The organism is Arthrobacter sp. Y3224055 (assembly GCF_059090825.1).
In genome coordinates this window covers 213,077-239,469 of the sequence record NZ_JBNHGB010000003.1, presented here as the reverse complement: position 1 = coordinate 239,469, position 26,393 = coordinate 213,077, and the positions used below count along the sequence as shown (strand labels likewise).

Annotated in this window: 19 protein-coding genes, 1 tRNA gene and 1 pseudogene; 4 read left to right on the top strand and 17 right to left on the bottom strand. The window is 68.8% G+C overall.

Translation table 11 applies throughout. The features are described from left to right. Nucleotides 1–85: 85 nt before the first annotated feature. From AC5RTY_RS09260 to argS, 11 genes and pseudogenes are all read right to left on the bottom strand, one after another. On the bottom strand, nucleotides 86–1,099 hold the full coding sequence (locus tag AC5RTY_RS09260; protein WP_494139430.1) for an MraY family glycosyltransferase: 1,014 nt from the start codon (nucleotides 1,097–1,099) through the stop codon (nucleotides 86–88). Beyond that, nucleotides 1,096–3,054 carry a polysaccharide biosynthesis protein gene (locus AC5RTY_RS09255; RefSeq protein ID WP_494022826.1) on the bottom strand — a complete coding sequence of 653 codons (1,959 nt, stop codon included), beginning with the start codon at nucleotides 3,052–3,054 and terminating at the stop codon, nucleotides 1,096–1,098. The genes AC5RTY_RS09260 and AC5RTY_RS09255 overlap by 4 nt, the downstream gene beginning before the upstream one ends. An 11-nt stretch (nucleotides 3,055–3,065) precedes the next feature. Further along, a pseudogene (locus AC5RTY_RS09250) lies at nucleotides 3,066–3,725 on the bottom strand (L-threonylcarbamoyladenylate synthase); the annotation flags it as partial. 18 nt (nucleotides 3,726–3,743) lie between these two features. Continuing rightward, nucleotides 3,744–4,589 carry a peptide chain release factor N(5)-glutamine methyltransferase gene (prmC, locus tag AC5RTY_RS09245; protein WP_494139429.1) on the bottom strand — a complete coding sequence of 282 codons (846 nt, stop codon included), beginning with the start codon at nucleotides 4,587–4,589 and terminating at the stop codon, nucleotides 3,744–3,746. A 6-nt stretch (nucleotides 4,590–4,595) separates the two neighbouring features. Next, complete coding sequence (prfA, locus tag AC5RTY_RS09240) at nucleotides 4,596–5,675, bottom strand: peptide chain release factor 1 (RefSeq protein WP_494000132.1); 1,080 nt, start codon at nucleotides 5,673–5,675, stop codon at nucleotides 4,596–4,598. 204 nt (nucleotides 5,676–5,879) lie between these two features. Then, entirely contained in the window at nucleotides 5,880–7,985 is a 2,106-nt protein-coding gene (gene rho, locus AC5RTY_RS09235) for a transcription termination factor Rho (protein ID WP_494139428.1), read from the bottom strand. Between the two features lie 320 nt (nucleotides 7,986–8,305). Then, nucleotides 8,306–9,292 carry a homoserine kinase gene (thrB, locus tag AC5RTY_RS09230; protein WP_494139427.1) on the bottom strand — a complete coding sequence of 329 codons (987 nt, stop codon included), beginning with the start codon at nucleotides 9,290–9,292 and terminating at the stop codon, nucleotides 8,306–8,308. After that, complete coding sequence (gene thrC, locus AC5RTY_RS09225; protein ID WP_494022823.1) at nucleotides 9,285–10,385, bottom strand: threonine synthase; 1,101 nt, start codon at nucleotides 10,383–10,385, stop codon at nucleotides 9,285–9,287. The genes thrB and thrC overlap by 8 nt, the downstream gene beginning before the upstream one ends. Beyond that, nucleotides 10,386–11,711: a homoserine dehydrogenase gene (locus AC5RTY_RS09220; protein ID WP_494139490.1), complete on the bottom strand. Its 1,326-nt coding sequence runs from the start codon at nucleotides 11,709–11,711 to the stop codon at nucleotides 10,386–10,388. It abuts the gene before it with no gap. Between the two features lie 56 nt (nucleotides 11,712–11,767). Further along, a complete protein-coding gene (gene lysA, locus AC5RTY_RS09215) occupies nucleotides 11,768–13,240 on the bottom strand; it encodes a diaminopimelate decarboxylase (RefSeq protein WP_494109373.1) in 1,473 nt (490 codons plus the stop codon). After that, the gene (argS, locus tag AC5RTY_RS09210; RefSeq protein WP_494022821.1) at nucleotides 13,240–14,883 is read right to left on the bottom strand and encodes an arginine--tRNA ligase; all 1,644 of its coding nucleotides are present in this window, start codon (nucleotides 14,881–14,883) and stop codon (nucleotides 13,240–13,242) included. Before argS ends, lysA begins: the two co-directional genes overlap by 1 nt. Before the next feature lie 204 nt (nucleotides 14,884–15,087). Between argS and AC5RTY_RS09205 the strand changes: the two genes are divergently transcribed. After that, nucleotides 15,088–15,160, top strand: a tRNA-Arg gene (locus tag AC5RTY_RS09205). An 84-nt stretch (nucleotides 15,161–15,244) separates the two neighbouring features. Here AC5RTY_RS09205 and AC5RTY_RS09200 read toward each other — a convergent pair. Both AC5RTY_RS09200 and AC5RTY_RS09195 read right to left on the bottom strand, forming a co-directional pair. After that, entirely contained in the window at nucleotides 15,245–15,874 is a 630-nt protein-coding gene (locus tag AC5RTY_RS09200; protein ID WP_494022820.1) for a hypothetical protein, read from the bottom strand. Nucleotides 15,875–16,042: 168 nt separating this feature from the next. Beyond that, a complete protein-coding gene (locus AC5RTY_RS09195; RefSeq protein WP_494139426.1) occupies nucleotides 16,043–17,041 on the bottom strand; it encodes a GlxA family transcriptional regulator in 999 nt (332 codons plus the stop codon). Between the two features lie 81 nt (nucleotides 17,042–17,122). Here AC5RTY_RS09195 and AC5RTY_RS09190 point away from each other — a divergent pair, with 81 nt between their 5' ends. Then, nucleotides 17,123–17,290: a hypothetical protein gene (locus AC5RTY_RS09190; RefSeq protein WP_494000140.1), complete on the top strand. Its 168-nt coding sequence runs from the start codon at nucleotides 17,123–17,125 to the stop codon at nucleotides 17,288–17,290. 113 nt (nucleotides 17,291–17,403) lie between these two features. On the opposite strand, the gene AC5RTY_RS09185 is transcribed toward AC5RTY_RS09190, so the two are convergent. Further along, nucleotides 17,404–17,961 (bottom strand): DinB family protein, encoded by a 558-nt coding sequence (locus tag AC5RTY_RS09185; RefSeq protein ID WP_494000141.1) that lies wholly within the window; start codon nucleotides 17,959–17,961, stop codon nucleotides 17,404–17,406. A 246-nt stretch (nucleotides 17,962–18,207) separates the two neighbouring features. Between AC5RTY_RS09185 and AC5RTY_RS09180 the strand changes: the two genes are divergently transcribed. Then, nucleotides 18,208–19,185 carry a helix-turn-helix transcriptional regulator gene (locus AC5RTY_RS09180; RefSeq protein WP_494139425.1) on the top strand — a complete coding sequence of 326 codons (978 nt, stop codon included), beginning with the start codon at nucleotides 18,208–18,210 and terminating at the stop codon, nucleotides 19,183–19,185. Between the two features lie 62 nt (nucleotides 19,186–19,247). On the opposite strand, the gene AC5RTY_RS09175 is transcribed toward AC5RTY_RS09180, so the two are convergent. The 3 genes from AC5RTY_RS09175 to AC5RTY_RS09165 form a co-directional block, all read right to left on the bottom strand. Next, nucleotides 19,248–20,036 carry an ABC transporter ATP-binding protein gene (locus AC5RTY_RS09175; RefSeq protein ID WP_494109375.1) on the bottom strand — a complete coding sequence of 263 codons (789 nt, stop codon included), beginning with the start codon at nucleotides 20,034–20,036 and terminating at the stop codon, nucleotides 19,248–19,250. Between the two features lies 1 nt (nucleotide 20,037). Continuing rightward, entirely contained in the window at nucleotides 20,038–20,937 is a 900-nt protein-coding gene (locus AC5RTY_RS09170; RefSeq protein WP_494139424.1) for an ABC transporter permease, read from the bottom strand. 102 nt (nucleotides 20,938–21,039) lie between these two features. Then, complete coding sequence (locus AC5RTY_RS09165; protein ID WP_494139489.1) at nucleotides 21,040–22,029, bottom strand: ABC transporter substrate-binding protein; 990 nt, start codon at nucleotides 22,027–22,029, stop codon at nucleotides 21,040–21,042. A gap of 370 nt (nucleotides 22,030–22,399) precedes the next feature. Here AC5RTY_RS09165 and hrpA point away from each other — a divergent pair, with 370 nt between their 5' ends. Next, nucleotides 22,400–26,389, top strand: a complete 3,990-nt coding sequence (hrpA, locus tag AC5RTY_RS09160) for an ATP-dependent RNA helicase HrpA (protein ID WP_494139423.1) — start codon at nucleotides 22,400–22,402, stop codon at nucleotides 26,387–26,389. Nucleotides 26,390–26,393: the final 4 nt, after the last annotated feature.

Genomic DNA, 26,393 nt, shown 5'->3' with positions numbered 1-26,393 from the left:
GTTTTCGATCGCGGTGCGGGGCGGGCCGGAACGGCCGGGTTTATTCTACATGAGATAGAACTTGCCGACGAGTCGGGCCCCGCCGTTACGCCGCCCGGTTGGCGGCGTTGGATGAGCGGCGGCTGAAGAGCACCGGCGCCCGCAGATAAAAAACAACGACGGCGGCGCACGCGGCGATGGCTGCCGCCTTGCCCGCGAGGCCCGATTCGGCCGCCAGATAGCCGCAGAAACCGGTCAGCAACGTACAGCCGGTGACCAGCAGCGCCGACTGCACGTGGCTGAAGCCCACGTCCGTCAGCCGCTGGTAGGCGTGCTGGCGGTGCGGCGTGTACCACCGCTCCCCCGCGCTGATCCGGCGCAGCAGCGTGGCGAGCGTGTCGGCCAGGTAGATGGCCACCGGACCCAGCAGGTACTCCGCCTGCACGCCGTCCAAGAAGGCGGTGATGCCCAGCATGGCCAGGCCTGCCCCCAGCAAGTAGCTGCCGACGTCGCCCAGGAAGACGTTCCCGCGGCCCAGGTTCCAGGGCAGGAACGCCACAAAGGCGGCCGCCACCACGGTCCCGCCGACCATCAGCCAGCCGTGGCCGGTGATGGCGCCGGTAGCGGCGAACATCAGTCCGACGGCCGTGCCGTGCAACCCGGAAATCCCGTTGATGCCGTCCATGAAGTTGGCGATGTTGATGTAGGCCGCCAGGGCGAGGGCGCCCAGCGGCAGCCACCACCACGTCTGGCCGGTGAGTCCGATGGCCAGTGCGGTGCCGCCGAGTCCGATGCCCAACTGCAGCGCGGCCCGGCCACGGATGGACAGTCCCCGGAAGTCTTCGATCCAGCCCAACAGCGCGGCGGCGGCGGCCACCCCGGCGACCGCGAGCAGCAGTTGCGGCGCCTCGACGGCGCCTCCGAGCGCGGCGATCAGCAGCCCCGCCAGCAGCCCGGCCGCCACCGTGATGCCCACGCCGCGGACGACGACGCGGGTGTGCGAGGACCGCTCGTTCGGCACGTCGAGCACGCCCAGCCGCTTCAGCACCGGGATCAGCGCGAACGGCAGCAACAGGCTGAGCAGGAGGGCCGCGGCAACGGCCACCACGGCTGCGGTCACGACGCCCGCTCCCGCCCGTCGTCCTTGAGCCCGGCCTCCAGTTCGTCGTCGGCCGCCGCTGCCGGCGGGACCACGTCGTCGGCGGCCACTGCCGCCGGGACCACGTCGTCGAGTTCGTCGTCAGCGGCCGCTCCCGCCGGGACCACGTTTATCGCCCCGGTTGAGGCCGAGATCAGGTCCTGCCGGCTCTTCCACTCGGCCAGGCTCATCAGGTTCGGGTCCAGGCCCTCGATGGAGGCGTGCGAGATTTTGGGGTGCAGGGGACGGGAATCGCTTTCGCCCTCACCGATCAGGTCCTCGTGCAGCTTTTCGCCGGGGCGCAGGCCGGTGAAGACAATTTCCACGTCCTTGCCCGACATCGCGATCATCCGCTCGGCGACGTCCAGGATCTTCACCGGTTCGCCCATGTCGAGGATCAGCACTTCCCCGCCGCTGCCTATCGCGCCGGCCTGGATCACCAGCTGGCAGGCTTCCGGAATCGTCATGAAGAACCGGGTGGCCGCGGCGTCGGTGACCGTGACCGGACCGCCCTTGCGGATCTGCTCGCTGAACAGCGGCAGCACCGAGCCGCGGCTGCCCAGCACGTTGCCGAACCGAACGGAGACGTACTTCTGCCCGGTCTGCTGCGCCACCCAGGCCGTCAGCTTTTCCGCCACGCGCTTGGAATGGCCCAGCACGGTGGTTGGGTTGGCAGCCTTGTCGGTGGAGATGTTGACGAAGGTCGCCACGTGCGCGGCGCGGGCCGCGCGCAGCACGTTCAGCGAACCGAGCACGTTGGTCTTCCAGGCCTCCTCCGGGTACTGCTCCAGCAGCGACACGTGCTTGAGCGCCGCGGCGTGGAACACCACTTCCGGCTTCCGGTCGAGGAAGATGGCCTCGAGGGCGGCGGGGTCGCGGATGTCGGCCAGCACGGTGTCCCTGCCCGTGAGCAGGCCCTTGCCGGTGATCGAGATCTGCGTGCCCTGCAGCCCGGTCTCGTCGCGGTCCAGCATGATCAGCTCGGCCGGCTGGAACGCGTGGATCTGGCGGCACAGCTCGGAACCGATGGACCCGCCGGCGCCGGTGACGAGCACGCGCTTGCCGGTGACATAGTGGGCAATCTCTTCGACGTGGATATCCACGGGCTGCCGGCCGATGAGGTCCTCGATGTCCACCTCGCGGAAGGAGAAGTCCTGGCGGCCGGTGAGCATTTCCTTCAGCGGCGGCACCACCAGCACCCGCATATTCCGGCCCGCGATGCTGTCGGAGATCTGCCGCATCCGCGCGGAGTCGATGTCCGCGATCGCCACCAGCAGCACGGTCGCCCCGGTGCGGTGGGCGATCTCCGGCAGGTCCTCCATCCGGCCCAGCACCGGGACGGAGGCGATGCGCAGGTGCTTTTTGGCCGGATCGTCGTCGATCAGCCCCACCGGCAGCCAGGGCGAGGCCGGATCGTTGCTCATCCGGGTCACAATGTTGTTGCCGACGAAACCGGCGCCGTAGATCAGCGTCCGCTCCGCCTCGTCGCCCGGTTTGGCCTTGCTTTCCACATACATCCGCTTCAGGTAGCGGACGGCGGCCATGAACAGGCAGGCGAACGGGAAGGCAATCAGGCCGGTGCCGCGCGCGATGCCCAGCGAGATGCCGAACAGCAGCAGTCCGACGCTGAGGATCAACGACACCGAGATCGTCACCATGACCAGCAGCTTGGCCTCGTGGAAGCTGCCGAAACTGTAGCGGCCCTTATAGAGGGCGAACGCAGACCCGACGGCCATCTGGGCCGCGATGGCCACCGCGCAGAGCAGAATGATGCCGGGAATCTTGGTCAGGCTCAGCGTCATCTCGTAGCGCAGGAAGACGGCCAGCACGATGGCCAGGACCCAGGCCAGGGAGTCCAGCAGGATCTGCGACCAGAGCCACAGGGCCCGGTCGCTGCTGGCGGTCTTGCCGCGGGGAAGAGCGGAATCGTGGCTCATGCCTCTACGGTCTCCCCCAGGCCCAGGATGCCCGGCACGACGGTGCGCAGTGTTTCCAGGCTGATCGTGCCCTCGCGGACCACCCGCAGCGTGGCGGAGGTGCAGTCGACGATGGTGGAGGGAACCGCGGTCGTGCCGTCGACGGGCCGGAAGCCGTCTTCCAGGTAGACCTCCACCGACTCGGCCAACTGTTCCTTGGCCTGCGCGGCCGTCTGCGCCGACGGCTGCCCGGTGCGGTTCGCGGAGGACACGGCCAGCGGCCCGGTGGCCGCCAGCAGTTCCAGCGCCAGTTCGTCGTCGGGCATGCGCAGGGCGACGGTGCCCTTGGTCTCGCCCAGGTCCCAGGTCAGCGACGGCTGGGCGCGGAAAATCAGGGTCAGCCCGCCGGGCCAGAAGGTGTCGGCGAGGGCCCGGGCCTCGTCGCCCACATCGGTGGCCAGCCCGTCCATGGTCTGCGGCCGCGGCACCAGCACCGGCGGGGGCATTTTGCGCCCGCGTCCCTTGGCGGCCAGCAGGGTGGCCACGGCCTGCGGCGAGAACGCGTCGGCGGCGATCCCGTAGACGGTATCGGTCGGCAGGACAACGCACTGCCGGTCGGCGATGGCGGCCTGGGCTGCCGCCAGTCCCTCGCTGCGGGCGGCGGCGTCGTCGCAGTTATACGTAGTGCTCACAGACTCATTGTTCCATTCTCATAACCGTCGGGCCGACGTGGCCCGCTCGCGCCCGGTCAGATCGTAACGGGTGGCTACCTGGTCCCAGCATCCGGCCGAGCGCAGGAGGGAGTGCACGGCAGCGGCCTGGACTTCGGCGTGCTCCATGATGAAATGGCCGCCCGGCTTCAGCAGCCGCGCGGCCGTCGCCGCCGTCGCCGCCGGCAGTTCCATGCCGTCCGCTCCCCCGCCGTAGAGCGCCATCTGCGGGTCGTGCTCGGCCACTTCGGGCTCGCGCGGGACCGCTTCGGAGGGGATGTACGGCGGATTGGAGACGACGACGTCGAACGTTCCGTCGTGCGCGGACAGCGCGGTGCGCAGGTCCTCCCGCACGAGGGTGACGCCCAGGGGCGCCAGGTTCCGTTCGGCCCAGGCGTGGGCGAGGGCGCTCAGTTCCACCGCGTAGACGGTGGCCGTGGGAACTTCGCTGGCCACGGCGGCGGCGATCGCGCCGGAGCCGGTGCCCAGGTCCACCACTTTGGCCGCGGGCAGGGCGCGGGCGCGGTCGATCGCGTGCTGGGCAACGGTTTCGGTTTCCGGCCGCGGGACGAACACGCCCGGTCCCACCTGCAGTTCGAGATGCCGGAAATAGGCGCGGCCGGTGATGTGCTGCAGCGGGATGCGGGTGGCCCGCTCGGCCACCAGGTCCTCGAGCCCGGGCGGAGCTTCCGCTCCCAGCAGGGCCAGCGCGCGGACCCGCCCCGGGGAGACGTTCAGCAGGTGGGCGGCGAGCAGTTCGGCGTCCACCCGCGGCGAGGGGACGCCGGCCTCGGCCAGCCGCGCGGCGGCGGCGGACAGGGCGTGGGCCAGGTTCGTGGCGGGCACTGCCGGCTAGTTTTCCTCGCCCAGGGCGGCCAGCCGGTGTTCCTCGTCCGCCTGGATGGCGGACTGGATCACCGGTTCCAGTTCACCGTTCATCACCGCGTCCAGGTTGTAGGCCTTGTAGCCGGTGCGGTGGTCGGCAATCCGGTTTTCCGGGAAGTTGTACGTACGGATGCGCTCGGACCGGTCCATGGTGCGGATCTGCGACTTGCGCGTCTCGGAGTTCGCGGCGTCGATCTGCTCCTGCTGGTGGGCCAGCAGCCGCGCCCGGAGCACGCGCATGCCGGCCTCGCGGTTCTGCAGCTGGGACTTTTCGTTCTGCATCGCGACCACGATGCCGGTGGGCAGGTGGGTGATGCGCACCGCCGAGTCGGTGGTGTTCACCGACTGGCCGCCCGGACCCGAGGAACGGTAAACGTCGATCTTCAGGTCGTTCTGATGGATATCCACTTCTTCCGGCTCGTCCACTTCCGGAAGCACCAGTACGCCTGCGGCGGAGGTGTGGATGCGGCCCTGCGATTCGGTCACCGGGACGCGCTGGACCCGGTGCACGCCGCCCTCGAACTTGAGCCTGGCCCAGACGCCTTCGGACGGGTCGTTGGAGTTGCCCTTGATGGCCATCTGGACGTCCTTGTAGCCGCCCAGGTCGGACTCGGTCGCGGAGATGATCTCGGTTTTCCAACCGCGGGATTCGGCGTAGCGCATGTACATCCGGAGCAGGTCGCCGGCGAACAGTGCCGCCTCGTCGCCGCCTTCGCCGCCCTTGACCTCGATGATCACGTTGCGCGCGTCGTCCGGATCGCGCGGGATCAGCAGGCGGCGGAGCCGTTCCTGGGCGATTTCGAGTTCGGCTTCGAGTCCGGGCACCTCGGCTGCCAGTTCGGGATCCTCGTCGGCGAGCTCGCGTGTCGCTTCGAGGTCGTCCGCCAGGTGCGACCAGCGCTTGTACGCCTCGACGATGCCGTTCAGCTCCGCCGACCGCCGCCCCAGCTTCCGGGCCCGGGCCTGGTCGGAATAGACGGCAGGGTCGCTCAATTCCTTCTGGAGCTCGGCGTGCTCGTCAAGAAGCCCCTGAACGGACTCAAACATCTTCAAACCTCTTTCGACTCACAACAAGTCTAAATAGCAACGAAAGGGACGGCAGGTAAGGCGCCTTAAACGACAAGCCGCTCAGAATCTTTCTCCGGCCCGGGAGTGGCATCGGGCCTGCCGTAGCGCGGAGGCTCGAGTCCGTAGGACGAGAGCCTCCGCGCGAAGGGGCGGGGCCGGAGAAAATTCTGAGCGGTAACCCAGCTACTTGTCGTTCTCGGCCTTCGAGCCGAGCGTCGTCTTCTGGACCTGCATCAGGAACTCGACATTGGACTGCGTCTCCCGGATCTTGCCGGTGAGCAGTTCCAGCGCCTGCTGGGTGTCCAGACCGGAGAGGACGCGGCGCAGGCGCCACATGATCTTGACCTCTTCGGGCGAGAGCAGGTTCTCCTCACGCCGGGTGCCCGAGGCGTTGACGTCGACGGCCGGGAAGATGCGCTTGTCCGCCAGCGAGCGGGACAGCCGCAGTTCCATGTTGCCGGTGCCCTTGAACTCCTCGAAGATGACCTCGTCCATCTTGGACCCGGTCTCCACCAGTGCGGTGGCGAGGATGGTCAGGGAGCCACCGTTTTCGATGTTCCGGGCTGCGCCAAAGAAACGCTTCGGCGGGTACAGCGCCGAGGAGTCCACGCCGCCGGAGAGGATGCGGCCCGAGGCCGGGGCGGCCAGGTTGTAGGCGCGGCCCAGGCGGGTCATCGAGTCCAGCAGGACGACCACGTCCATGCCCATCTCCACCAGTCGCTTGGCGCGCTCGATGGCCAGTTCGGCCACGGTGGTGTGGTCGTCGGCGGGACGGTCGAAGGTCGAGGCGATGACCTCGCCCTTGACGGTGCGCTGCATGTCCGTGACCTCTTCGGGCCGCTCATCGACCAGCACCATCATGAGGTGGACCTCGGGATTGTTGGTGGTGATCGCGTTGGCGATGGACTGCAGGATCAACGTCTTGCCGGCCTTCGGCGGGGAGACGATCAGGCCGCGCTGGCCCTTGCCGATCGGAGCCACCAGGTCGATGACGCGGGGGCCGATCTTCTTCGGCTCGGTCTCCAGGCGCAGCCGCTCGGACGGGTACAGCGGGACCAGCTTGGTGAAGTCCACGCGGTCCTTGTTCTCCTCCACCGGCTTGCCGTTGACGGAGGTGAGCTTGACCAGTGCGTTGAACTTCTGCCGGTTGCCCTGGCCGCCGGAATCGCCGTCACGCGGGGCGCGGATGGCGCCGACGACGGCGTCGCCCTTGCGCAGGTTGTGCTTCTTGACCTGGGCCAGCGAGACGTACACGTCGTTCGGTCCGGGCAGGTAGCCCGAGGTGCGCACGAAGGCGTAGTTCTCCAGCACGTCCAGGATGCCGGCAACGGGCAGCAGCACGTCGTCGTCGGAAATCTCGGTGTCGTCGACTTCGGGACCGCGGTCGCGGCCGCGGCGACGCTCGTTGCGGTCGCGGTAGCGGGTGTTGTTGCTGTCGTTGTCGCGGCGGTTGCGGCGGTTGCGGTTGCGGCCGCGGCCGCCCTCGTCGCCGTCATCCTGGCGCGTATCGCGGGTGTCGCGCTCCCGGGTGTCGCGGGAATCGCGGTTGTCCCGGTTGTCCCGGGTGTCGCGGTCGGCGTCGCTGCGGTTGCGGTTGCGGCTGCGGCGGTCGGACTGGCCGTCCCCGCGGCCGGACTGCTGCTGTCCGGCGCCGTCCTGGCCGTCCCTCTTCTCGTCCTGCTGAGCCTCGGCCGGCTTGCCGTCGGCAGCTTCCTGCGGTGCGTCGGCCTTGGTCTCGGCCGCGTCCTGCTGCCCGGAGTCGGAGCGGCGGTTGCGTCCGCGGCTGCGGCGCTCCTGGCGTCCGTCGCCGTCGCCCGGTGCGTTGTCCGCCGCGGGGGCCTGGGCCGGCGCGGTGTCGGCCGGGGCCTCGGTGGTGGCGGCCGTTGCTTCCCCGTCGGCGGCAGCCACGGTGCCGTCGCTGCTGGCGCGGCGGTTGCGGTTGCGCGTGCGGCTGACCCGCTCCGCCGCTTTGGTCAGGTCGCCGCCGGCGGTGCCGCCGGTTGCTCCGCCGCTTGCCGCGGCGGCGGTCTCTTCCTTCGCCGCCGAAGTTTCGGTGCGCACCGGCTGCTCGGCCTTCTTGGCCGTGCGGTCGGCCACGGAGGAGCCACGCTGGTGGTCGGAGATCGCGGCGACCAGGTCGCCCTTGCGCATCCGCGAGCCGCCGGTGATGCCGAGCTGCCCGGCCAGCACCTGCAGTTGGGCCAGCTTCAGGCCGGCAAGGCCTGCACTCTTCGGTGCAGGAGAGTCTATTGTTTCCACACCTGCGGTCAGGTCAGTGGTTTCGGTCACGAAGGATCCTTCCCCCTCGTCGGGCGGTGTGCATATGAAGCGCACCGCGTTGTTTGCTACCCGGCCGTTGCATGAGAAGCCCGGCTGGGTCCGGTATTGCCTGCGGCGTCGTGCCGAAACAAGTCCGGGTGATCAGAGATGAAAAACCTTGAAACAAGCCGTCCGGATGGAACGAGTGAGGTCCTGTCCGGCCGATGGCCGGCAGCAACGCCGTTGAGTGCCGCGGAAGGCTCCTGAAAGGCTGCACCTGGAACGGGGATCCTGCCCAAACGGCTACTCGGCTTGCTTGATCCGGAGCATCCGGCAGGTGTCCTCGCCGGTTAATCCCGGGGGTGCACTTCCACTTTAGCACCATCTGTGTCCACTGCCAGTTTCAGCACCCGCCAGTTTCCCGGCGAGTCGCGGCGTTCCAAGTGCGCGGCGATGGCCCGCTGGACCTGCTCCGCTTCGGCCTCGTTGGCGGCGAGTGTCAGCACGGTGGGTCCGGCACCGGAGACGACGGCGGCGTGGCCCTGGCTGCGCAGCCCCGCGATCAGCGCGGCGCTGGGTTCCATGGCCGGTGCCCGGTGCCGCTGGTGCAGCCAGTCTTCGGTTCCGGCCCGCAGCAGGGACGGATCGCGGGTCAGCGCGTGGACCAGCAGGGCGGCGCGGCCGGAATTGGCGGCGGCCACGTGGTGCGGCACGGACGCGGGCAGGAGGTTGCGCGCGGTTTCCGTGGAAAGCTCGTAGGCCGGGATGGCCAGCACGGGCACGATGTCCGGGCAGATCGGCACGCAGGTGCTGGCGAACACGCCGGCCTCTTCCCAGGAGATGGCCAGCTGTCCGCCCAGGGCCGGAGCCACGTTGTCGGGGTGGCCCTCCAGCGCCGAGCAAACCTGCAGGATGTCTCCCGCCCCCAGCCGTTCCCGCTCCGGCAGCAGCGCGTTGGCCAACAGCACGGCGGAGACTACGGCGGCGGCCGAGGATCCCATGCCGCGGCCGTGCGGAATGAGGTTCCGGGCCCGCAGGCGCAGCCCGCCGGCGTCGTACCCGGCCTCACGCAGCGTGCCGCGCAGGGTGCGGATGATCAGGTGGCTTTCATCGGCGGGCAGCCCCGCCGCGCCCTCGCCGCTCACGGAGGCGTGGAAGACGCCGTCGTCGGTCGATTCCACCGTGACCGTGTCGTAGTAGGCCAGGGCCAGGCCCAGGCTGTCGAAGCCCGGGCCCAGATTGGCGCTGGTGGCCGGAACCCGCACGGTGACGCGCTGGCCGGGCGCGATGCGGCCGGCCACGGCGGTGCCCTCCCCCGGCAAGGTGCTGCTACTCAAGACCCAGGGCGCTGGCCACGCTGACCACGTCGAAGTCCACCTTGACCGGCGCCGCCTCGCTGCCGTCCTCGGTCTGCAGGGCCCACTGCGGGTCCTTCAGCCCGTGGCCGGTGACCGTGATGACGATGGTCTTGCCCGCGGGCACTTCGCCGGCCGCATGCTTCTTGAGCACGCCGGCGACGCCTGCCGCGGAGCCGGGCTCCACGAAGACGCCCTCGCGGGAGGAGAGCCAGCGGTGCGCGGCCAGGATCTCGTCGTCGGTCACCGAGTCGATCAGGCCGCCGGACTCGTCGCGTGCGGCGATGGCTGTGTCCCAGGAGGCCGGATTGCCGATCCGGATGGCGGTGGCGATGGTCTCCGGTTCGGTCACCGGGTGTCCCAGCACCAACGGCGCCGCGCCGGCGGCCTGGAAGCCCCACAGCACGGGGGTCTTGGTGGCGACCGGCGGGAGCATGCCGGCAATGGCCGATTCGTACGGCGCGGCGTACTCCTGGTACCCCTTCCAGTACGCGGTGATGTTTCCCGCGTTGCCGACCGGCATCACGTGGATGTCCGGGGCGTCGCCCAGATAGTCGACGGTCTCGAAGGCCGCCGTCTTCTGGCCTTGGATGCGTGCCGGGTTCACCGAGTTGACCAGGAACACCGGATAGGCCTCGGAGAGCTTGCGGGCCACTTCCAGGCAGTTGTCGAAGTTGCCGTTGATCTGGATGATCTCGGCGCCGTGCGCGATCGCCTGGCTCATCTTGCCCATGGCGATCTTGCCGGCCGGCACGAGCACCGCGCACTTCAGCCCGGCCTGGGTGGCATAGGCGGCAGCGGAGGCGGAGGTGTTGCCGGTGGACGCGCAGACCACCGCCTTGGCGCCGGCCTCCACGGCCGCGGTGATGGCCATGGTCATGCCGCGGTCCTTGAAGGAGCCGGTGGGGTTCATCCCCTCCACCTTGAGGTAGACCTCGGATCCGGTCAGTTCGGAGAGGGCCTTGGCCTGCACCAGCGGTGTGCCGCCTTCGCCGAGGGTGATGATCTCGGTCTGCTCCGATACCGGCAGCCGGTCCGCGTATTCACGGATGACGCCGCGCCATTGGTGGGCCACTTAGATTCCTTCTACTCGCAGGACAGAGGTAACAGCGTTGACGATGTCGAGCCCGCGCACGGCCTCGACCGTAGCGGCCAGCGACGCCTCGGAGGCCCGGTGGGTGACGAAGCGCAGTTCGGCGGTCACCTCGGCGCCGTCGTGGGCGGGATCCAGCGGGCCCTCGGTGTGGATGGTCTGGCGCATGGTCTCGATGGAGACCCCGTGCTCGGCGAAAACGCCGGCAATCTGGGCCAGCACGCCGGGCCGGTCGGCCACGTCCAGGCCGATGTAGTAGCTGGTCCGCACCGAGTCCAGCCCGACGGTGGGCAGGTCCACGGTCGCCGTTTCGGTCCGGCCCGGGCCGCCGCCGACCATGCGCCGGGCGGCGCTGACCACGTCGCCGACCACGGCCGAGGCGGTCGGCGCGCCGCCGGCACCTTGGCCGTAGAACATCAGTTCGCCGGCGTTTTCCGCTTCCACGAAGACGGCGTTGAACGCCCCGTGCACGGCGGCCAGCGGGTGCTGGCGCGGCAGCAGGGTCGGGTGGACGCGCACGGACACGCCCTCGCGGCCGTCGGCGCCGCTCAGCCGCTCGGCGATCGCCAGCAGCTTGATCACGTAGCCGGCGTCCCGGGCCGCGGCGATGTCGTCGGCGGAGACGGAGCTGATGCCCTGGCACTGGACGTCGGCCAGGTTGACCGCGGTGTGGAAGGCCAGCCCGGCCAGGATCGCGCCCTTGGCGGCGGCGTCATGCCCTTCGATGTCGGCGGTCGGGTCGGCTTCGGCGTAGCCGAGCTCCTGCGCGGCGGCCAGCGCCTCGCCGAACTGGGCGCCGGTGGAGTCCATCTGGTCCAGGATGTAGTTGGTGGTTCCGTTGACGATGCCCATCACCTTGGTGACGCGGTCCCCCGCCAGCGACTCGCGGATCGGCCGCAGGATGGGGATGGCCCCGGCCACGGCCGCCTCGAAGGAGAGTTCGACGCCGGCGTCGTCGGCCTGGGCGTACAGCTCCTGGCCGTCGGCGGCCAGCAGGGCCTTGTTACCGGTGACGACGGCGGCGCCGTTGTCGATCGCGGTGCGGATCAGCGTCCGGGCCGGTTCCAGGCCGCCCAGCAGTTCGATCACGATGTCGGCGTCCTTGACCAGGGTCGCGGCGTCGGTGGTGAACAGCTCTGCGGGCAGTTCCACGGCCCGTTTGGCGGCGGCATTGCGCACCGCGATGCCGGTCAGTTCCAGCCGCGCGCCGGTCCGTGCGGCCAGCACATCGGCGTCGTCAAGCAGGATGCGGGCCACCTGGGCGCCGACATTTCCGCATCCCAACAGTGCTACCTTCAGCGTTTTCATGCTGCCCAAACTCTCAGTCTTAGTCTTACTCGCAATAACTGCTGCCCGGCCGGCGGTCAGCCCAGGTCACGGGCCAGCAGGTCGGCTTCGGTCTCGCCTCGAATGATCAACCGTGCCTCGCCGCCGCGCACGGCAACCACAGGTGGCCGGGCAACGTAGTTGTAGTTGCTGGAGAGCGCCCAGCAATAGGCCCCGGTCGCCGGCACCGCCAGCAGGTCCCCTGCCTCGATGTCCTCGGGCAGGTAAACGTTCCTGACTACAATGTCACCGCTCTCGCAGTGTTTACCAACCACGCGGGAAATAATCGGGGCCGCGTCCGTCACACGGGAGGCCAGAGCCGCCGAGTAGTCGGCGTCGTAGAGCACCGGCCGGGCGTTGTCGCTCATGCCTCCGTCCACGGACACGTAGCGCCGCGGGCTGCTGCCGCCGCCCTCCGTGTCCACCTGGACGGTCTTGCGGGTACCGGCCGAGTAGAGCGTGAACGTGCTGGGCCCGGCGATGGCCCGGCCCGGTTCGATCGAGATCCGCGGCACCGGGATGCCCAGCCGCTCCGTGACGGAACGCACGACGGCGGCCATCGCCTGGGCGAGTTCCGCCGGCGGGCGGGGGCTGTCGGCCTCGGTGTAGGCAATGCCGTAACCGCCGCCCAGATCCAGTTCGTGCAGGTCCACGCCGTGGACCCGCTGCACCTCGGCCACGAACGTGAGCAGCCGCTCGGCCGCCAGCGCGAACCCCTCGGGCTCGAAGATCTGCGATCCGATGTGGCAGTGCAGGCCCAGCAGGTTAATGGACTCGTGCTCCAGCGCCGCCGCCACGGCCTGCGCGGCCGGCGAGCCGGCCGGGCGGGGCTGCGCGCCGTCGTGCCCCGCGCCGTCGTCGGCGCCGGCCATCGAGAGCCCGAACTTCTGGTCTTCGTGCGCCGTGGCAATGAACTCGTGGGTGTGCGCGTGCACGCCGGGGGTCAGCCGCAGCATCACGTTGGCCATCTCGCCGCGGGCGGCGGCGATGGCTCCCAGGCGCGCCAGTTCGTCGAGGCTGTCCACCACGATGCGGCCCAGCCCCATGTCCAGCGCGCGGTGGAGTTCGGCGTCGGACTTGTTGTTGCCGTGCAGGCCCAGGTCCTCCCCCGGGATGCCTGCGCGGGCGGCCACGGCCAGCTCCCCGCCGCTGCAGGTGTCCAGCCGCAGCCCCTCTTGCGCCACCCAGCGGGCGATTTCCACGCTGAGGAACGCCTTGCCGGCGTAGTACACGTCCACACCGCCGCAGAGCGTGCTGAAGGCCTCGTCGAAGGCCTGCTTGAACTCGCGCGCGCGGGCCCGGAAGTCGTCCTCGGACACCACGAACAGCGGCGTGCCGAACTGCTCCTTGAGCCGGGCGACGCCGAGGCCGGAAATTTCCAGTTCGCCCGCCGCGCCGCGGGACACGTCCCGGGCCCAGAGCTTGGCGTCCAGCCGGTTGACGTCCTGCGGGCAGGAGAGCCAGTCCGGAGCCAGGTCGGACGCGGCGGCGGTTTCGTGTGCTGCGGGCATTACATCCTCTCCGGCGCGCTGACGCCCAGCAGGCCAAGGCCGTTGGCCAGGACCTGGGTGACGGCGGCATTCAACCACAGGCGGGTACGGTGCGTGTCGGTGACTTCGCCGTCGCCGATCGGCGTCACGCGGCAGGCGTCGTACCAGCGGTGGTACGCGCCGGCGATGACTTCCAGGTGCCGGGCGACGCGGTGCGGTTCGCGCAGCTTCGCGGCGGTGGCGACCACCGACGGGTAGGCCCCGAGCACGGCCAGCAGCTCGTTCTCCGTGGCATGGTCCAGCAGCGAGGCATTAAAGGCGCTGCGGTCCACGCCGGAAGAGGCCGCGTTGCGCGCGACGGCGCAGGTGCGCGCATGGGCGTACTGCACGTAGAAGACCGGGTTGTCGTTGCTGTGCTTGACCAGCAGGTCCAGGTCGATGTCGATGTTGGAATCGGCGTGCGAGCGGGTGAGGGCATAGCGGGCGGCATCCACGCCCACGGCGTCGACCAGGTCCTCCATGGTCACCACCGTGCCGGCCCGCTTCGACATGCGCAGGGGCTTGCCGTCCTTGACCAGGTTGACCATCTGCCCGATCAGCACTTCCACCCGGTCGGCGTCGTCGCCGATGGCGGCCGCGGCGGCTTTCAGCCGGGCGACGTAACCGTGGTGGTCTGCGCCGAGCATATAGATGCACAGGTCAAAGCCGCGGTCCCGCTTGTTCTTGAAGTAGGCGATGTCGCCGGCAATATAGGCGGCATTACCGTCGGACTTGATGACGACGCGGTCCTTGTCGTCGCCGAAGTCGGTGGACTTCAGCCACCAGGCACCGTCCTGGAAGTAGAGGCTGCCGGAGGTTTTGAGCTGCTCCAGCAGCTTTTCGACCGCGCCGTCCTCGAACAGGGAGTTCTCGTGGAAGTAGACGTCGAAGTCCACCCCGAACTCATGCAGCGATTCCTTGATGGCGCCAAACATCAGTTCGACGCCGCGGCTGCGGAACTCTTCCTGCGGGTCGGCCGCCGACAGCGCATCGGGATTCTGCCGCAACACCGCCTGGGCGATGTCCGCGATGTAGTCTCCGCCGTAGCCGTCCTCGGGGGCGGGTTCGCCCTTTGCCTTCGCCAGCAGCGAGCGGGCGAAGCGGTCGATCTGCGACCCGTGGTCGTTGAAGTAGTACTCGCGCGTGACGTCGGCACCCTGGGCGGCCAGGATGCGGGCCAGGGCGTCGCCGAGTGCCGCCCAGCGGGTCCCGCCCAGGTGGATCGGACCGGTCGGGTTGGCGGAGACGAATTCGAGGTTGATCCGCTGGCCCGCCAGGTCGCCGGCGGTGCCGAAGGCGCTGCCGGCCTCCACGATGCTGCGGGCCAGCGTTCCGGCTGCGGCGGCGTCCACGGTGATGTTCAGGAATCCGGGTCCGGCGATGTCCACCCGGCTGACGCCGTCGATCTTCTCCAGCCGCGCGCTGAGGATTTCGGCGAACTGGCGCGGGCTCATGCCGGCCTTCTTGCCCAGCTGCATGGCGATGTTGGTGGCCCAGTCCCCGTGCTCGCGGTTCTTGGGGCGCTCCACCCGGACCTCGCTGGGCATTTCGACGGCGAAGTCGCCGGCGTCGACGGCGGCCTGCAGGCAGGCGGCAATGGCAGCGGAAAGTTCTTCAGGAGTCACCCCACAAGCATAGGGCAATCCCTTGATCCGACCGGCTTTCGGCGGGCTGGCTGTGACCGGGCTCGCAGGCCCACTGTACGGGCCGGACCGGCCACCTTGCATGCGGCCGCCGTCGGGGCCGGTCCGGGCGCATTTCTTCTGTTGGCGCAGATACTGATAAGCTCAATAGGTCCCGCAGGGCACCGGGTTTCCAGCCGGTGCCGCGCCCTCGTAGCTCAGGGGATAGAGCGTCTGCCTCCGGAGCAGAAGGCCGTAGGTTCGAATCCTATCGAGGGCACTGAAGCGCAGGACAAGGGAGAATCCCCGGCTCAAGAGCCGGGGATTCTCCCGTTAACGGCAGCAGGCTTGCGCCGGAGTCACCTCACTCGCCGTCTCCCGGCCCGTCGAAGCGTCGGTCGACGCCCACCTGGTCCACCTTGCGGTGGAAATGCATGCCGGACCTGCCACCAAGAATGGCACCGGCGAGCGAGACCAGCGCGGCGACGACCAGGAATACGATGCCGCCGGTCGTCAGCTCCCCTTCGCCGAGGGGCACGCGGGGAAAACTGTTCAAGCTGCTCAGCACATTGAACTGGCTGCCGGCGATCAGCCCCAGGATGGCGAGCACAATGGCAACCACGATCGCCCACAGCCACACGGCCAGCCCCTGCTTGACGCCGTCGAAGCGGGCCATCCGGCCGGCCACGTACCCGCCGCAGAAATACGAAATGAACAAGATGACGGCCAGGATGATCCCGCCCACTATGCCGACCGTCCCCAGGTTCCGGGACGCCTGCTCGGCGACCTGCGCGGGATCGGCGCTCTCGGCGATCCCCACGGCGGTGCCGATGGCGGCCATCAGCGCCGTCAGGATGACTCCGATCCCGGTGGCCGCGAGCCAGCCGAAGAACGCGGAGCCCCACTTGATGCCGCCGAATTGGCGCCTCTCCGCCGCTACCACGTCATTGCGTCGTTGTTTCGGGCTTCTGGCCCCTTCTGCAGCTGAACTCATCACCGGTTCTCCTTTATTCGCTTGGGGTGCGCGCACCCGGCAGGCGCATGCACCCTGCTCATCCGCCGCGCATCGCCCGCCGGACTACTAAGCACACTTATGAGTGTGCCTGCACGCGGGCCGCGGTACAAGGACAACCCCCGGCGTGCCGCGGAGGGAAACGGCCCCCTAGCGGGCCGCGCTGCCTGCCGGCTGCCGCGCGCCGGCGGCGGCGCCACCGCCGCGGAAGGTGCGGCGGTAGGACGCCGGGCTCACGCCAACGGACCTGGCGAAATGGTGGCGCAGCAGCACCGCCTGGCCGAACCCGGTGATCCGGGCGATCTCCTCGATGTTCAGGTCCGATTCCTCAAGCAGTTCCTGCGCACGCAGCACCCGCTGGGCGTTGATCCATGCCGCCGGCGTCGCGCCGGTCTCGGCCCGGAACCGGCGGGCGAAGGTGCGCTCGGACATGTGGACCCGCGCGGCCAGCTGGGCAACGCTGACGTCCTGGGCCAGGTTCTCGGACAGCCAGGCCAGCAGGTCCTTGAGGGTGTGGCAACCGGCCAGCGACATGGGCCGGTCAATATATTGCGACTGGCCCCCGGCCCGATGCGGCGGCACCACCATGTCCCGGGCGATGGCCGACGCCACGGATGCCCCGAGTTCGGTCCGGACCAGGTGCAGGCAGGCGTCGATTCCGGCGGCGGTGCCGGCGCTGGTGATGATGCGCTCGTCCTCCACGTACAGCACGTTTTCGTCGACGTCGACCTGCGGATATTCGGCGGCCAGCTGGTGCGAGTACTGCCAGTGGGTGGTGGCGCGCCGGCCGTCCAACAGCCCCGCTTCGGCCAGCACGAAGGCCGCCGAGCACACGGACAAGACCCAGGCGCCGCGGGCGTGGGCCGCCCGCAGGGCCTGCAGAAGTGCTTCGGGGGCCTGGTCCATGCGCTGGTACGGCGCCACCACCACGAGGTCCGCGTCGTCGGCGGCCTCCAGCCCGAGGGGGACATTGAGGGAGAATCCCAGCTTGCTGCTGACGACCCCGGGCTCGGGAGTGCAGATCCGGAAGTCGAACGCCGGAACGCCGGTCCCCCGGTCGGAACGGTCGATGCCGAAGACTTCGCAGACCACCCCGAATTCGAACGGCGCAGCTCCCGGAAGCACCGCCACGGCCACCTTTTTCAGCATGCGACCAGTATGGCAGTTTTTTATGCTTTATGGTCGTTTCTGCCACTCTTTTTTTGCCGGCCGCAGGACCACCATGGAGGCATGGAACTCCTCCTGATCACCGCACTGGCACTCCTCGTCATCATCGAAACCCTCCGGCTGATCCTGCGTGACGGACGGGGCAACACCCCGCCGGAGCGCTCGCAGGCCGACTGGACGGCCGGCTCCACCCCGAGCCGCCCCTACACCGACCTCGCCCGGCTGGCCTGACCCGGCCACCCCTCCGCGGGTCCCTGCAGAAGGGACCCGCGGGACCCGAGCTTTTCCACGGCCCCGCGGGTCCGCCCTGCGCCCGACTGCCGGCGGTGGGCGGACAGGTCGCGCTACTGGCGGTGGGCGAACAGGTCGCGCAACAGCGCGATCTCGGCCAGGTGATGAATCATTTCCCGGTTGATGTGCAGCACCAGCGTGCCCATGGAGCGATCGGCATAGGGGCCTTCGGCCGGCCCGCAGGGCGCCGCCAGCCCCTCGACGCCGAGTCCCCGGACCCCCGCGGTCCAGTGCGCATAGTATTCGTCCAGCAGTTCCAACGCGCCCGACGCCGTGCCCGGATAGTCGAACGATTCGTAGCTGACCGGCGGCCCGCCGAAGTGCGAGGCGTTACGGCTGCCCAGCACGCCCACCAGAATGTGGCCCAGCCGCCAGGCGACGGTGGTCACCGGCGGCGGCACCGGCTCCGGAAGTCCGAAGTCGATCGTGAAAATGCCGGCGCCCACCGCCATCGGGGCGGTACTGGTCCCGCGGTGCCGCACGTTCCAGCAGCCCTCGGCGGGCTCCCAGAAGTACTCTTCGTCGGTGAGGCCCTCCAGCCGCGGCCGGGCCTGGGCGTCCCAATGCCAGGTCAGCTGCTCGAGCAACTCCTCGGCTGCATTGAAAGACATGCCGGCTCCTCCCAACGGCGGCTCCCCGCCTGGGGAGCCCGGGAGTCCATCATGCCGGGCGGCCGGCTGTTTGCCCATAGCCGGGACGCACCCCCCTTCGACGGGTCAGGTTGCCGACGCCGGTCCCCTGCATCACGGACCGATCCTGTCCTGAATCGAGACTAGAGTGGCCCTGTTGCCGGAACGACCGGCACCCGCGCGTGCTGGACGATTCGGCACGCTCCGGCTGCTGAAGTCAGGTGGGCCATGCTCGAAACATCCGCGCGGCTGCTGCAGCTGCTCTCCCTGCTTCAGATGCGCCGGGAGTGGACCGGGTCCGCCCTGGCCGAGCGGATGGGTGTCACCGAACGGACGGTGCGCCGCGACATCGGCAAACTCCGCAGCCTCGGGTATCCCATCAATGCGTCCCCCGGCGTGGCCGGCGGCTACCAGCTGGGCGCGGGCGCGCAGCTTCCGCCGCTGCTGCTCGACGACGACGAAGCCCTCGCCGTCGCGCTGGGTCTTGGGGCGGTGACCGCCAGCCCGGTGGCCGGCGTCGGCGAGGCGTCGCTCCGGGCGCTGACCAAGCTGGAGCAGGTGCTGCCGGCGCGGCTCCGGCCCAAGTTTTCCACGCTGAAGAACGCCGTGGTCACCCTGGCCGGCCCCACCGCGGCCGTTGACCCCGAGGTGCTGACCGGGATCTCCACCGCCATCGCCGAACGGCGCGTGGTCGGCTTCCGCTACGCCAAGGCGGACGGCGAGTCCGGCCGCCGCCTGGCCGAACCGTACCGGCTGGTGGACACCGGCCGGCGCTGGTACCTGGTGGCCTACGATACCGGCCGGCAGGACTGGCGCACCTTCCGGGTGGACCGGTTCGAATCGGTTCCCACGGCGCGTGAACGCTTTGCCCCGCGGCAGTTGCCGCAGCCGGACCTGGCCGCCTACGTCCAGCAGTCGATCACGAGGTCCCCGTACCGGTTCGACGTGGTGGTCCGGATCGACGCTCCCCTGCAGGCCGTCGCCGAGCGGATCCCGCCGAACATCGCCGTCCTATCCGACGACGGCGGGGCCACCGTGCTGCGGGCCGGCTACGATTCGCTGGACTACCCCCTGGTGGAGCTGGCCGCCACCGGCTTTGCGTTCGAGATCCTGGAGCCGGCGGAATTCCGGCAGCGCGCCGCGGAGCTCGCGGGCCGGCTGGCTGCCGCCGCCGGCACGGGAACGGCGGCCGCCCCTACCGCCTAGGTGGGACAGCCGCCGTCGTACGTCGACCCGGTCCGATGCCGGTGGCTCCTGCAGCGCGGACGCTACTGGAGCATGGTGCGGTCGTCGACCACACCCTTGATCTTCTCGAACTCATGCAGCAGGTCCGGCACGGTGGCCTTCTGCTTCTGTTCCTGGTTTAGGTCCAGGATGATCCGGCCCTCGTGCATCATGATCAGCCGGGTGCCCAGCCGGAGCGCCTGCTCCATATTGTGGGTCACCATCAGCGTGGTCAGGCGGTGCCGGTCCACCACCTCGGCGGTCAGGCGGCTGACCAGCTCCGCGCGCTGCGGGTCGAGGGCGGCGGTGTGCTCGTCCAACAGCAGGATTTTCGGGCTGCTGAACGTGGCCATCAGCAGCGACAGCGCCTGCCGCTGGCCGCCCGAGAGCAGGCCCACCTTGGCCTTGAGCCGGTTCTCCAGCCCGAGCTCCAACGAACGCAGCTCTTCCTTGAAGAATTCGCGCTTCCTGCGGGTCACGCCGGGGCGCAATCCGCGGCGCTTACCGCGTTCGTAGGCGATGGCCAGGTTCTGTTCGATGGTCATCTCCGGTGACGTTCCCGCCATCGGGTCCTGGAAGACGCGGCCGACGAAGCGGGCACGCTGGTGGTCGGCGAGCCTGGTGACGTCCTTGCCGTCGATGCTCACCGTGCCGACGTCCGGGCGCAGCTTGCCGGAGGTGATGTTCAGGATGGTCGATTTGCCGGCACCGTTGCTGCCGATCACCGTGACGAATTCGCCGGCGGCCAGGGACAGGTTGATCTCCTGCAGGGCGACGCGCTCGTTGACGGTGCCCGCGAAGAAGGTCTTGTGAACGTTCTTGATATCCAGCATGTCAGCCCTTCGCTCCCGTCAGGGACTTCTTCATCTTTCCGAGCCCGCCGACGCGGCGAAAGACCTTCCACTGCGGCAGCACCAGCGCGATGACCACCAGCACGGCCGAGACCAGCTTCATGTCGTTCGGCTGCAGGCCGGCCTGGAGGGCCAGCTGGATGACCACGCGGTACAGTACGGAACCGAGCACCACGGCCAGGGTGGCGATCCAGATCAGGCGGGTTCCGAAGATCGCCTGGCCGATGATCACCGAGGCCAGGCCGGCCAGGATCAGGCCGATGCCCATGCCGATGTCGGCGAACCCCTGGTACTGGGCGATGAACGCGCCGCAGACGGCCACGAGCCCGTTGGACAGGGCGAGGCCCAGGATCTTCTGGCTGTCCGTGCTGACGCCGAAACTGCGGATCATCTGTTCGTTGTCGCCGGTCGCCTGCATGGCCAGTCCGATGTCGGTGTGCAGGAACCAGTCCATGATCACCTTCACCACCAGCGCGACCAGCAGGAAGATGGCGATGGCGCCGATGCCGCCGAGCATCCCCGACTCGCGCAGCGGGGTGATCAGGGTTTCTTCGCGCAACAGCGGCAGGTTGGCCCGGCCCATGATGCGCAGGTTGATGGAATAGAGGGCGATCATTGTCAGGATGCCGGCCAGCAGGCCGTTGATCTTGCCCTTGGTGTGCAGCAGGCCGGTGACGGTGCCGGCAGCCATGCCGGCGATGAAGGCCAGGGTGGTGGCCATGACCGGCGGCATGCCGTTGATGATGCTGATGGCGGCGACTCCGGCGCCGGTGGTGAAACTGCCGTCGACCGTCAGGTCGGGAAAATCGAGGATGCGGAAGGTCAGGTAGACCCCCAGGGCCATGATCGCGTAGATCAGCCCAAGCTCAACCGCGGTAATCATAGGTAAAGGACCTTGGTTCTCTCGTGGCGTCGATCCGGCGGCCGGGCTGGCCGGCCGCCGGAAGGACTGCGGACTTCTTCGGCTCGAGCTGGAAGTTCGGGCTTACTCGAAGACGTGGTCAGCCGTGTCGGCGTAGCCGTCCGGCAGGGTCACACCCATGCGCTTGGCGGCGGCCGGGTTGACGTAGAGTTCCAGCTCGGTCTGGGTCTCCACCGGCATGGAGGCCGGTTCAGCCTCGCCCTTGAGGATCTTCACGGCCATCTCGCCGGTCTGGTAGCCCAGCTTTTCGTAGTTGATGCCGTAGGTGGCCACCGTGCCGCGCTTCACCGAGTCGCCCTCGGCGGCAATCGTCAGGATCTTCTTGGATTCGGCCACCTGGATCAGGGACTCGAGGGCGGACACCACGTTGTTGTCGGTCGGCACGTAGAACGCGTCGACGTCGAGCGACTCGGCGGCCTGCTGGACTTCACTGGAGTTGGAGATTGCTGCTTCCTTGATCTCCAGGCCCAGTTCCTTGGCCGCTTCCTTGGCCCATTCGACCTGGACGGTGGAGTTGACCTCGCCCGAGGAGTAGACGATGCCCACGGACTTCGCGTCCGGGTTCAGCTCCTTGACCAGGGCCAGCTGCTCCTCGACCGGGTTGCGGTCCGAGGTACCGCTGACGTTCGATCCCGGAGCGTCCATGCTTTCCACCAGCGAGGCGGACTCCGGGTCGGTGACCGCGGTGAACAGGATCGGGGTGTCGGCGATGGCCTGCACGGCCGCCTGTGCGGTGGGCGTCGCGATGGCCAGGATGAGGTCCTTCTGGTCGCTGGCGAACTTGCCGGCGATGGAGGTCGCGGTGCCCTGGTCGCCCTGCGCGTTCTGCTCGTCGTAGGTCACGGTCTCGCCCTCGACGTAGCCGTTGTCGGCCAGCGCCTTCTTGAACCCTTCGCGGGCCGCGTCCAGGGACGGATGCGAGACGATCTGGCTGATGCCGATCTCCACCGATTCGGTGCTGCCTTCAGCGGCATTGCCCTCGGAGGATCCCGCGTTGCCGCACGCGGAAACAAGCAGGGCGGTGGCCAGCAGGCCTGACCCCAGGCCGAACATGGTCGAACGTTTCTTCACGATGTTCCTTTCAAATGTCCGTCACGTGCCGGATAGCCCGGCACTTTTCCGCCTTGCCGCCCCTCCCCGGCGCGGCTGAAGCGGTCCGCCACACGCGGCGTCGTCATCGGCGCCGGCGGTTATGGCAGGCAACCCTGCGGAAGCGTCCTGAAGATCTTACCTGTGAACCGAGTCACATTGTCTAATCAGAACCGCGGGGTCAGGACAACCATATGAGATACGTCTCCCCCGCCGGACAAATTGCATCTGTTTGTCGCCGGATAGTTATTTATGTCCACGGACGCACGCCGGGCCGTGCGCGCTGTGCGGACGGTCCGGGTCAGCGGGTCCAGCGACTAGACTGTGGTCAATCATGGCTGTGAACATCACGTATCCCGCGGCCCTGCCGGTTTCGGAGCGGCGCGAGGACATCATGGCGGCCATCGCCGCGAACCAGGTGACCGTCATCGCCGGCGAAACCGGCTCCGGCAAGACAACGCAAATCCCGAAGATGTGCCTGGAGCTGGGCCTGGGCGAGAAGGGGCTGATCGGCCACACCCAGCCCCGGCGGCTGGCCGCCCGGACCGTGGCCGAACGCATCGCCGAGGAACTGGACGTGAAGATCGGCCAGGAGGTCGGCTTCCAGGTCCGCTTCACCGGCGAGGTCGGCCGGGATACCCGGATCAAGCTGATGACGGACGGCATCCTGTTGGCCGAAATCCAGCACGACAAACTCCTGAAAAAGTACAGCACAATCATCATCGACGAGGCCCACGAACGCAGCCTCAACATCGATTTCATCCTGGGCTATCTCAAGCAGATCCTGCCCAAGCGTCCGGACCTGAAGGTCATCATCACCTCCGCGACGATCGACCCGGACCGCTTTGCCCGGCACTTCGGCAGCGACGACGCACCGGCGCCGGTGATCGAGGTTTCCGGCCGGACCTACCCGGTGGAAATCCGCTACCGCCCGCTGAACCAGCCGGCGGCCACCGATCCCGACAACCCGGACGTGGACGAGCTGGAGGAAGACCGCGACCCGCTTGACGCCGTCTGTGACGCGGTGGACGAACTGTCCCTGGAGGCTCCCGGCGACATCCTGGTCTTCTTCTCCGGCGAGCGCGAGATCCGCGATGCCGCCGACGCCCTCACGGCCAGGATCAAGACCAACCGCCGGCTGGCGGGCACCCAGATCTTGCCGCTGTACGCCCGGCTGTCGCTGGCGGAGCAGCACCGGGTCTTCTCCCCCGGCGGCCAGCGCAGGATCGTGCTGGCCACCAACGTGGCCGAGACGTCGCTGACGGTTCCGGGCATCAAGTACGTCATCGATACCGGCACCGCGCGCATCTCCCGCTACTCGCACCGGACCAAGGTCCAGCGGCTGCCGATCGAGCGCATCTCGCAGGCCTCGGCCAACCAGCGCTCGGGCCGCTGCGGCCGCGTGAGCGACGGCATCGCCATCCGGCTCTACTCCGAAGAGGACTACGAGTCCCGGCCCGAGTTCACCGACCCCGAGATCCTGCGCACCAACCTGGCCGCGGTCATCCTGCAGATGACCGCGATGGGCGTGGCCCGCGGTCCGAAGGACATCGAAGCGTTCCCGTTCGTGGAGCCGCCCGAGTCCCGTGCCATCAACGACGGCGTCACCCTCCTGCGCGAACTCGGCGCCCTTCCCGAGCCCGGCGCCAAGGGAGGGCCCGCGCCGAAGTCGGGCCTCACCGCCGTCGGGCGCAAACTGGCGCAACTGCCGGTGGACCCGCGCCTGGGCCGCATGATCGTGGAAGCCGGCCAGCGCGGCTGCGTGCGCGAGGTGATGGTCCTGGCGGCGGCGCTGACCATCCAGGACCCCCGGGAACGGTCCCACGGGGACAATGCGGCCAAGCAGCAGCAGGCCAACGAGAAGCACAAGCGCTTCGTGGACGAGAAGTCCGACTTCACCGGCATCCTGAATTTGTGGCGCTATCTGCAGGAGCGGCAGCAGGAGCTCTCCTCCACCCAGTTCCGCAAACTGTGCCGCACGGAATTCATCAACTACCTGCGGGTCCGGGAGTGGCAGGACCTGTTCGCGCAGCTGCGCCAGTTGGCCAAGCCGCTGGGCATCTCGCTGGAGTCGGGACACGAGGTCGACCCCGTGGGCAGGCACGATGACATCCACAAGTCCCTGCTCGCCGGCCTGCTGAGCCACATCGGCGTGTACGAGGAGCGCAAGCGCGAATATGCCGGCGCGCGAGGCACCCGGTTCGCCATCTTCCCCGGATCGGCGCTGTTCAAGAAGTCGCCGGACTGGGTGATGGCCGCCGAGCTCGTGGAAACCTCACGGCTGTGGGCCAGGGTGGCGGCGAAATTCGATCCCGCCTGGGCCGAAGAGATTGCCCCGCAGCTGTGCAAACGCACGTATTCGGAGCCGCACTGGTCCAAGAAGATGGGCTCCGTGATGGCCTACGAGAAGGTCACCCTCTACGGGGTGCCGATCGTCCCGCAGCGCCGCATCCAATACGGCAGGATCGACCGGGAACTCAGCCGCGAGCTGTTCATCCGCCATGCCCTGGTGGAGGGCGACTGGCGCACGCACCACAAGTTCTTCCACCGCAACCGCAAGCTGCTGGCCGAGGTCGAGGAACTGGAGACGCGGATGCGCCGCCGCGACCTGCGCGTGGACGACGAAACGCTGTTCGAGTTCTACGACAAACGGATCGGCCCCGAGGTGGTCTCCGAACGGCACTTCGACAAGTGGTGGAAGGATGCGCGGGCGGAGAATCCCACGCTGCTGGATTTCGATCCGGATGCCGTGCTGGCCGCCGACGCCGAGGAACTCGACACCTCGGCGTTCCCGAAGACCTGGCGGCAGGGGACCTTCGAGCTCCCGCTGAGTTATGAATTCTCGCCCGTGGCACCGGGGGCAACCCCGGATCCGTCGGACGGCGTAACGGTGCACGTGCCGGTGCTGTTCCTCAACCAGCTGGACGCGGCTCCGTTCCGCTGGCAGATCCCGGGCCTGCGGGTGGAGCTGGTGACCGCGCTGATCAAGTCGTTGCCCAAGCAGATCCGGAAGAACTTCGTTCCCGCCCCGGACGTTGCCCGGAGCGCGGCGGCGGCCCTGGCTGCGGACTTCGATCCGGCCGAAGATGACCTGGAGCCGTCGCTGGAGCTGGTCCTGCGCCGGCTGAAGGGACACATCATCCCGCCCGGCTCATGGAACTGGGAGACCGTTCCGCCGCACCTGCGCATGACATTCCGCGTGCTCGACGGCACCGGCAAGGTGCTGGGCGAGGACAAGGACCTGGACCGGCTGCAGCAGGAACTCGCGCCGGCGAACCGCCGGGCCATCGCCGAGTCGCTCGGGGCGACCCCGAAGACCGCGCAGCCGTCGCCGGCGGGTCAGCGCCGCGGCGCCACCGGCAAGAAGCGCGGCGGCGGCCAGGGCGCCGCTCCGGGCACAGCCCCCGTTGCCGGGACACCGGCGTCGGGGACTGCTGCCCAGGACGCCGCGGGCCTGCAGGAACGCAGCGGCCTGACCTCCTGGCCGGACGGTGATCTCCCCCGCGAGGTCAGGCGCGAGGTGGCCGGGCACACCGTGACCGGTTATCCGGCGCTGGTGGACGAAGGCGGCACCGTCGGTGTGCGCGTCTACCAGACACCCTCCGGCCAGCAGGCGGCGATGCGCTCGGGCATCATCCGGCTGCTGGTGCTGCGGGTGCCCTCGCCGCAGCGGTACGTGCTGGACCACCTGAACAACACGGAGAAGCTGTCGTTCACGCAGAACCCGCACGGTTCGGTGGCGTCGCTGATCGACGACTGCACGCAGGCCGCGGTGGACAAGCTGGTGCCGGCCGAGCTGCCCTTCACCCGGGCCGGCTTTGACGCGCTGTACGAGCAGGTCCGCGCGGAACTGATCGACACCGTCTTCACCGTGACCGCCATCGTGGAGAAGATCCTCTCCAGCACCCGGCGGATTCAGAAGGAGCTGAAGTCCAACGCCAGCCTGGCCCTGATCAGTCCGCTCTCCGACATCAAGAGCCAGCTGGAGCAGCTGGTCTATCCCGGGTTCGTGGCGGCCACGGGTTATGCGCAGCTCAGCCAGTTGCCGCGCTACCTCGAGGGGATTGAGCGCCGGCTGCAAAAACTGCCGACCGCCGTGGGCCGGGACGTGCAGCACATGGCGGTGGTGCAGCGGCTCGAAGACGAGTACGACGACGCGAGGGCGGCGCTGAAGCCCGGCAACCTGGACGGCTCCGGGCTGGACAGGGTTCGCTGGATGCTGGAAGAACTGCGGATCAGCTTCTTCGCGCAGGAACTCGGCACCGCGTATTCGGTATCCGAAAAGCGCGTCCGAACTGCCCTGAACGAGGCCCTCGCCGGCTGAGGCA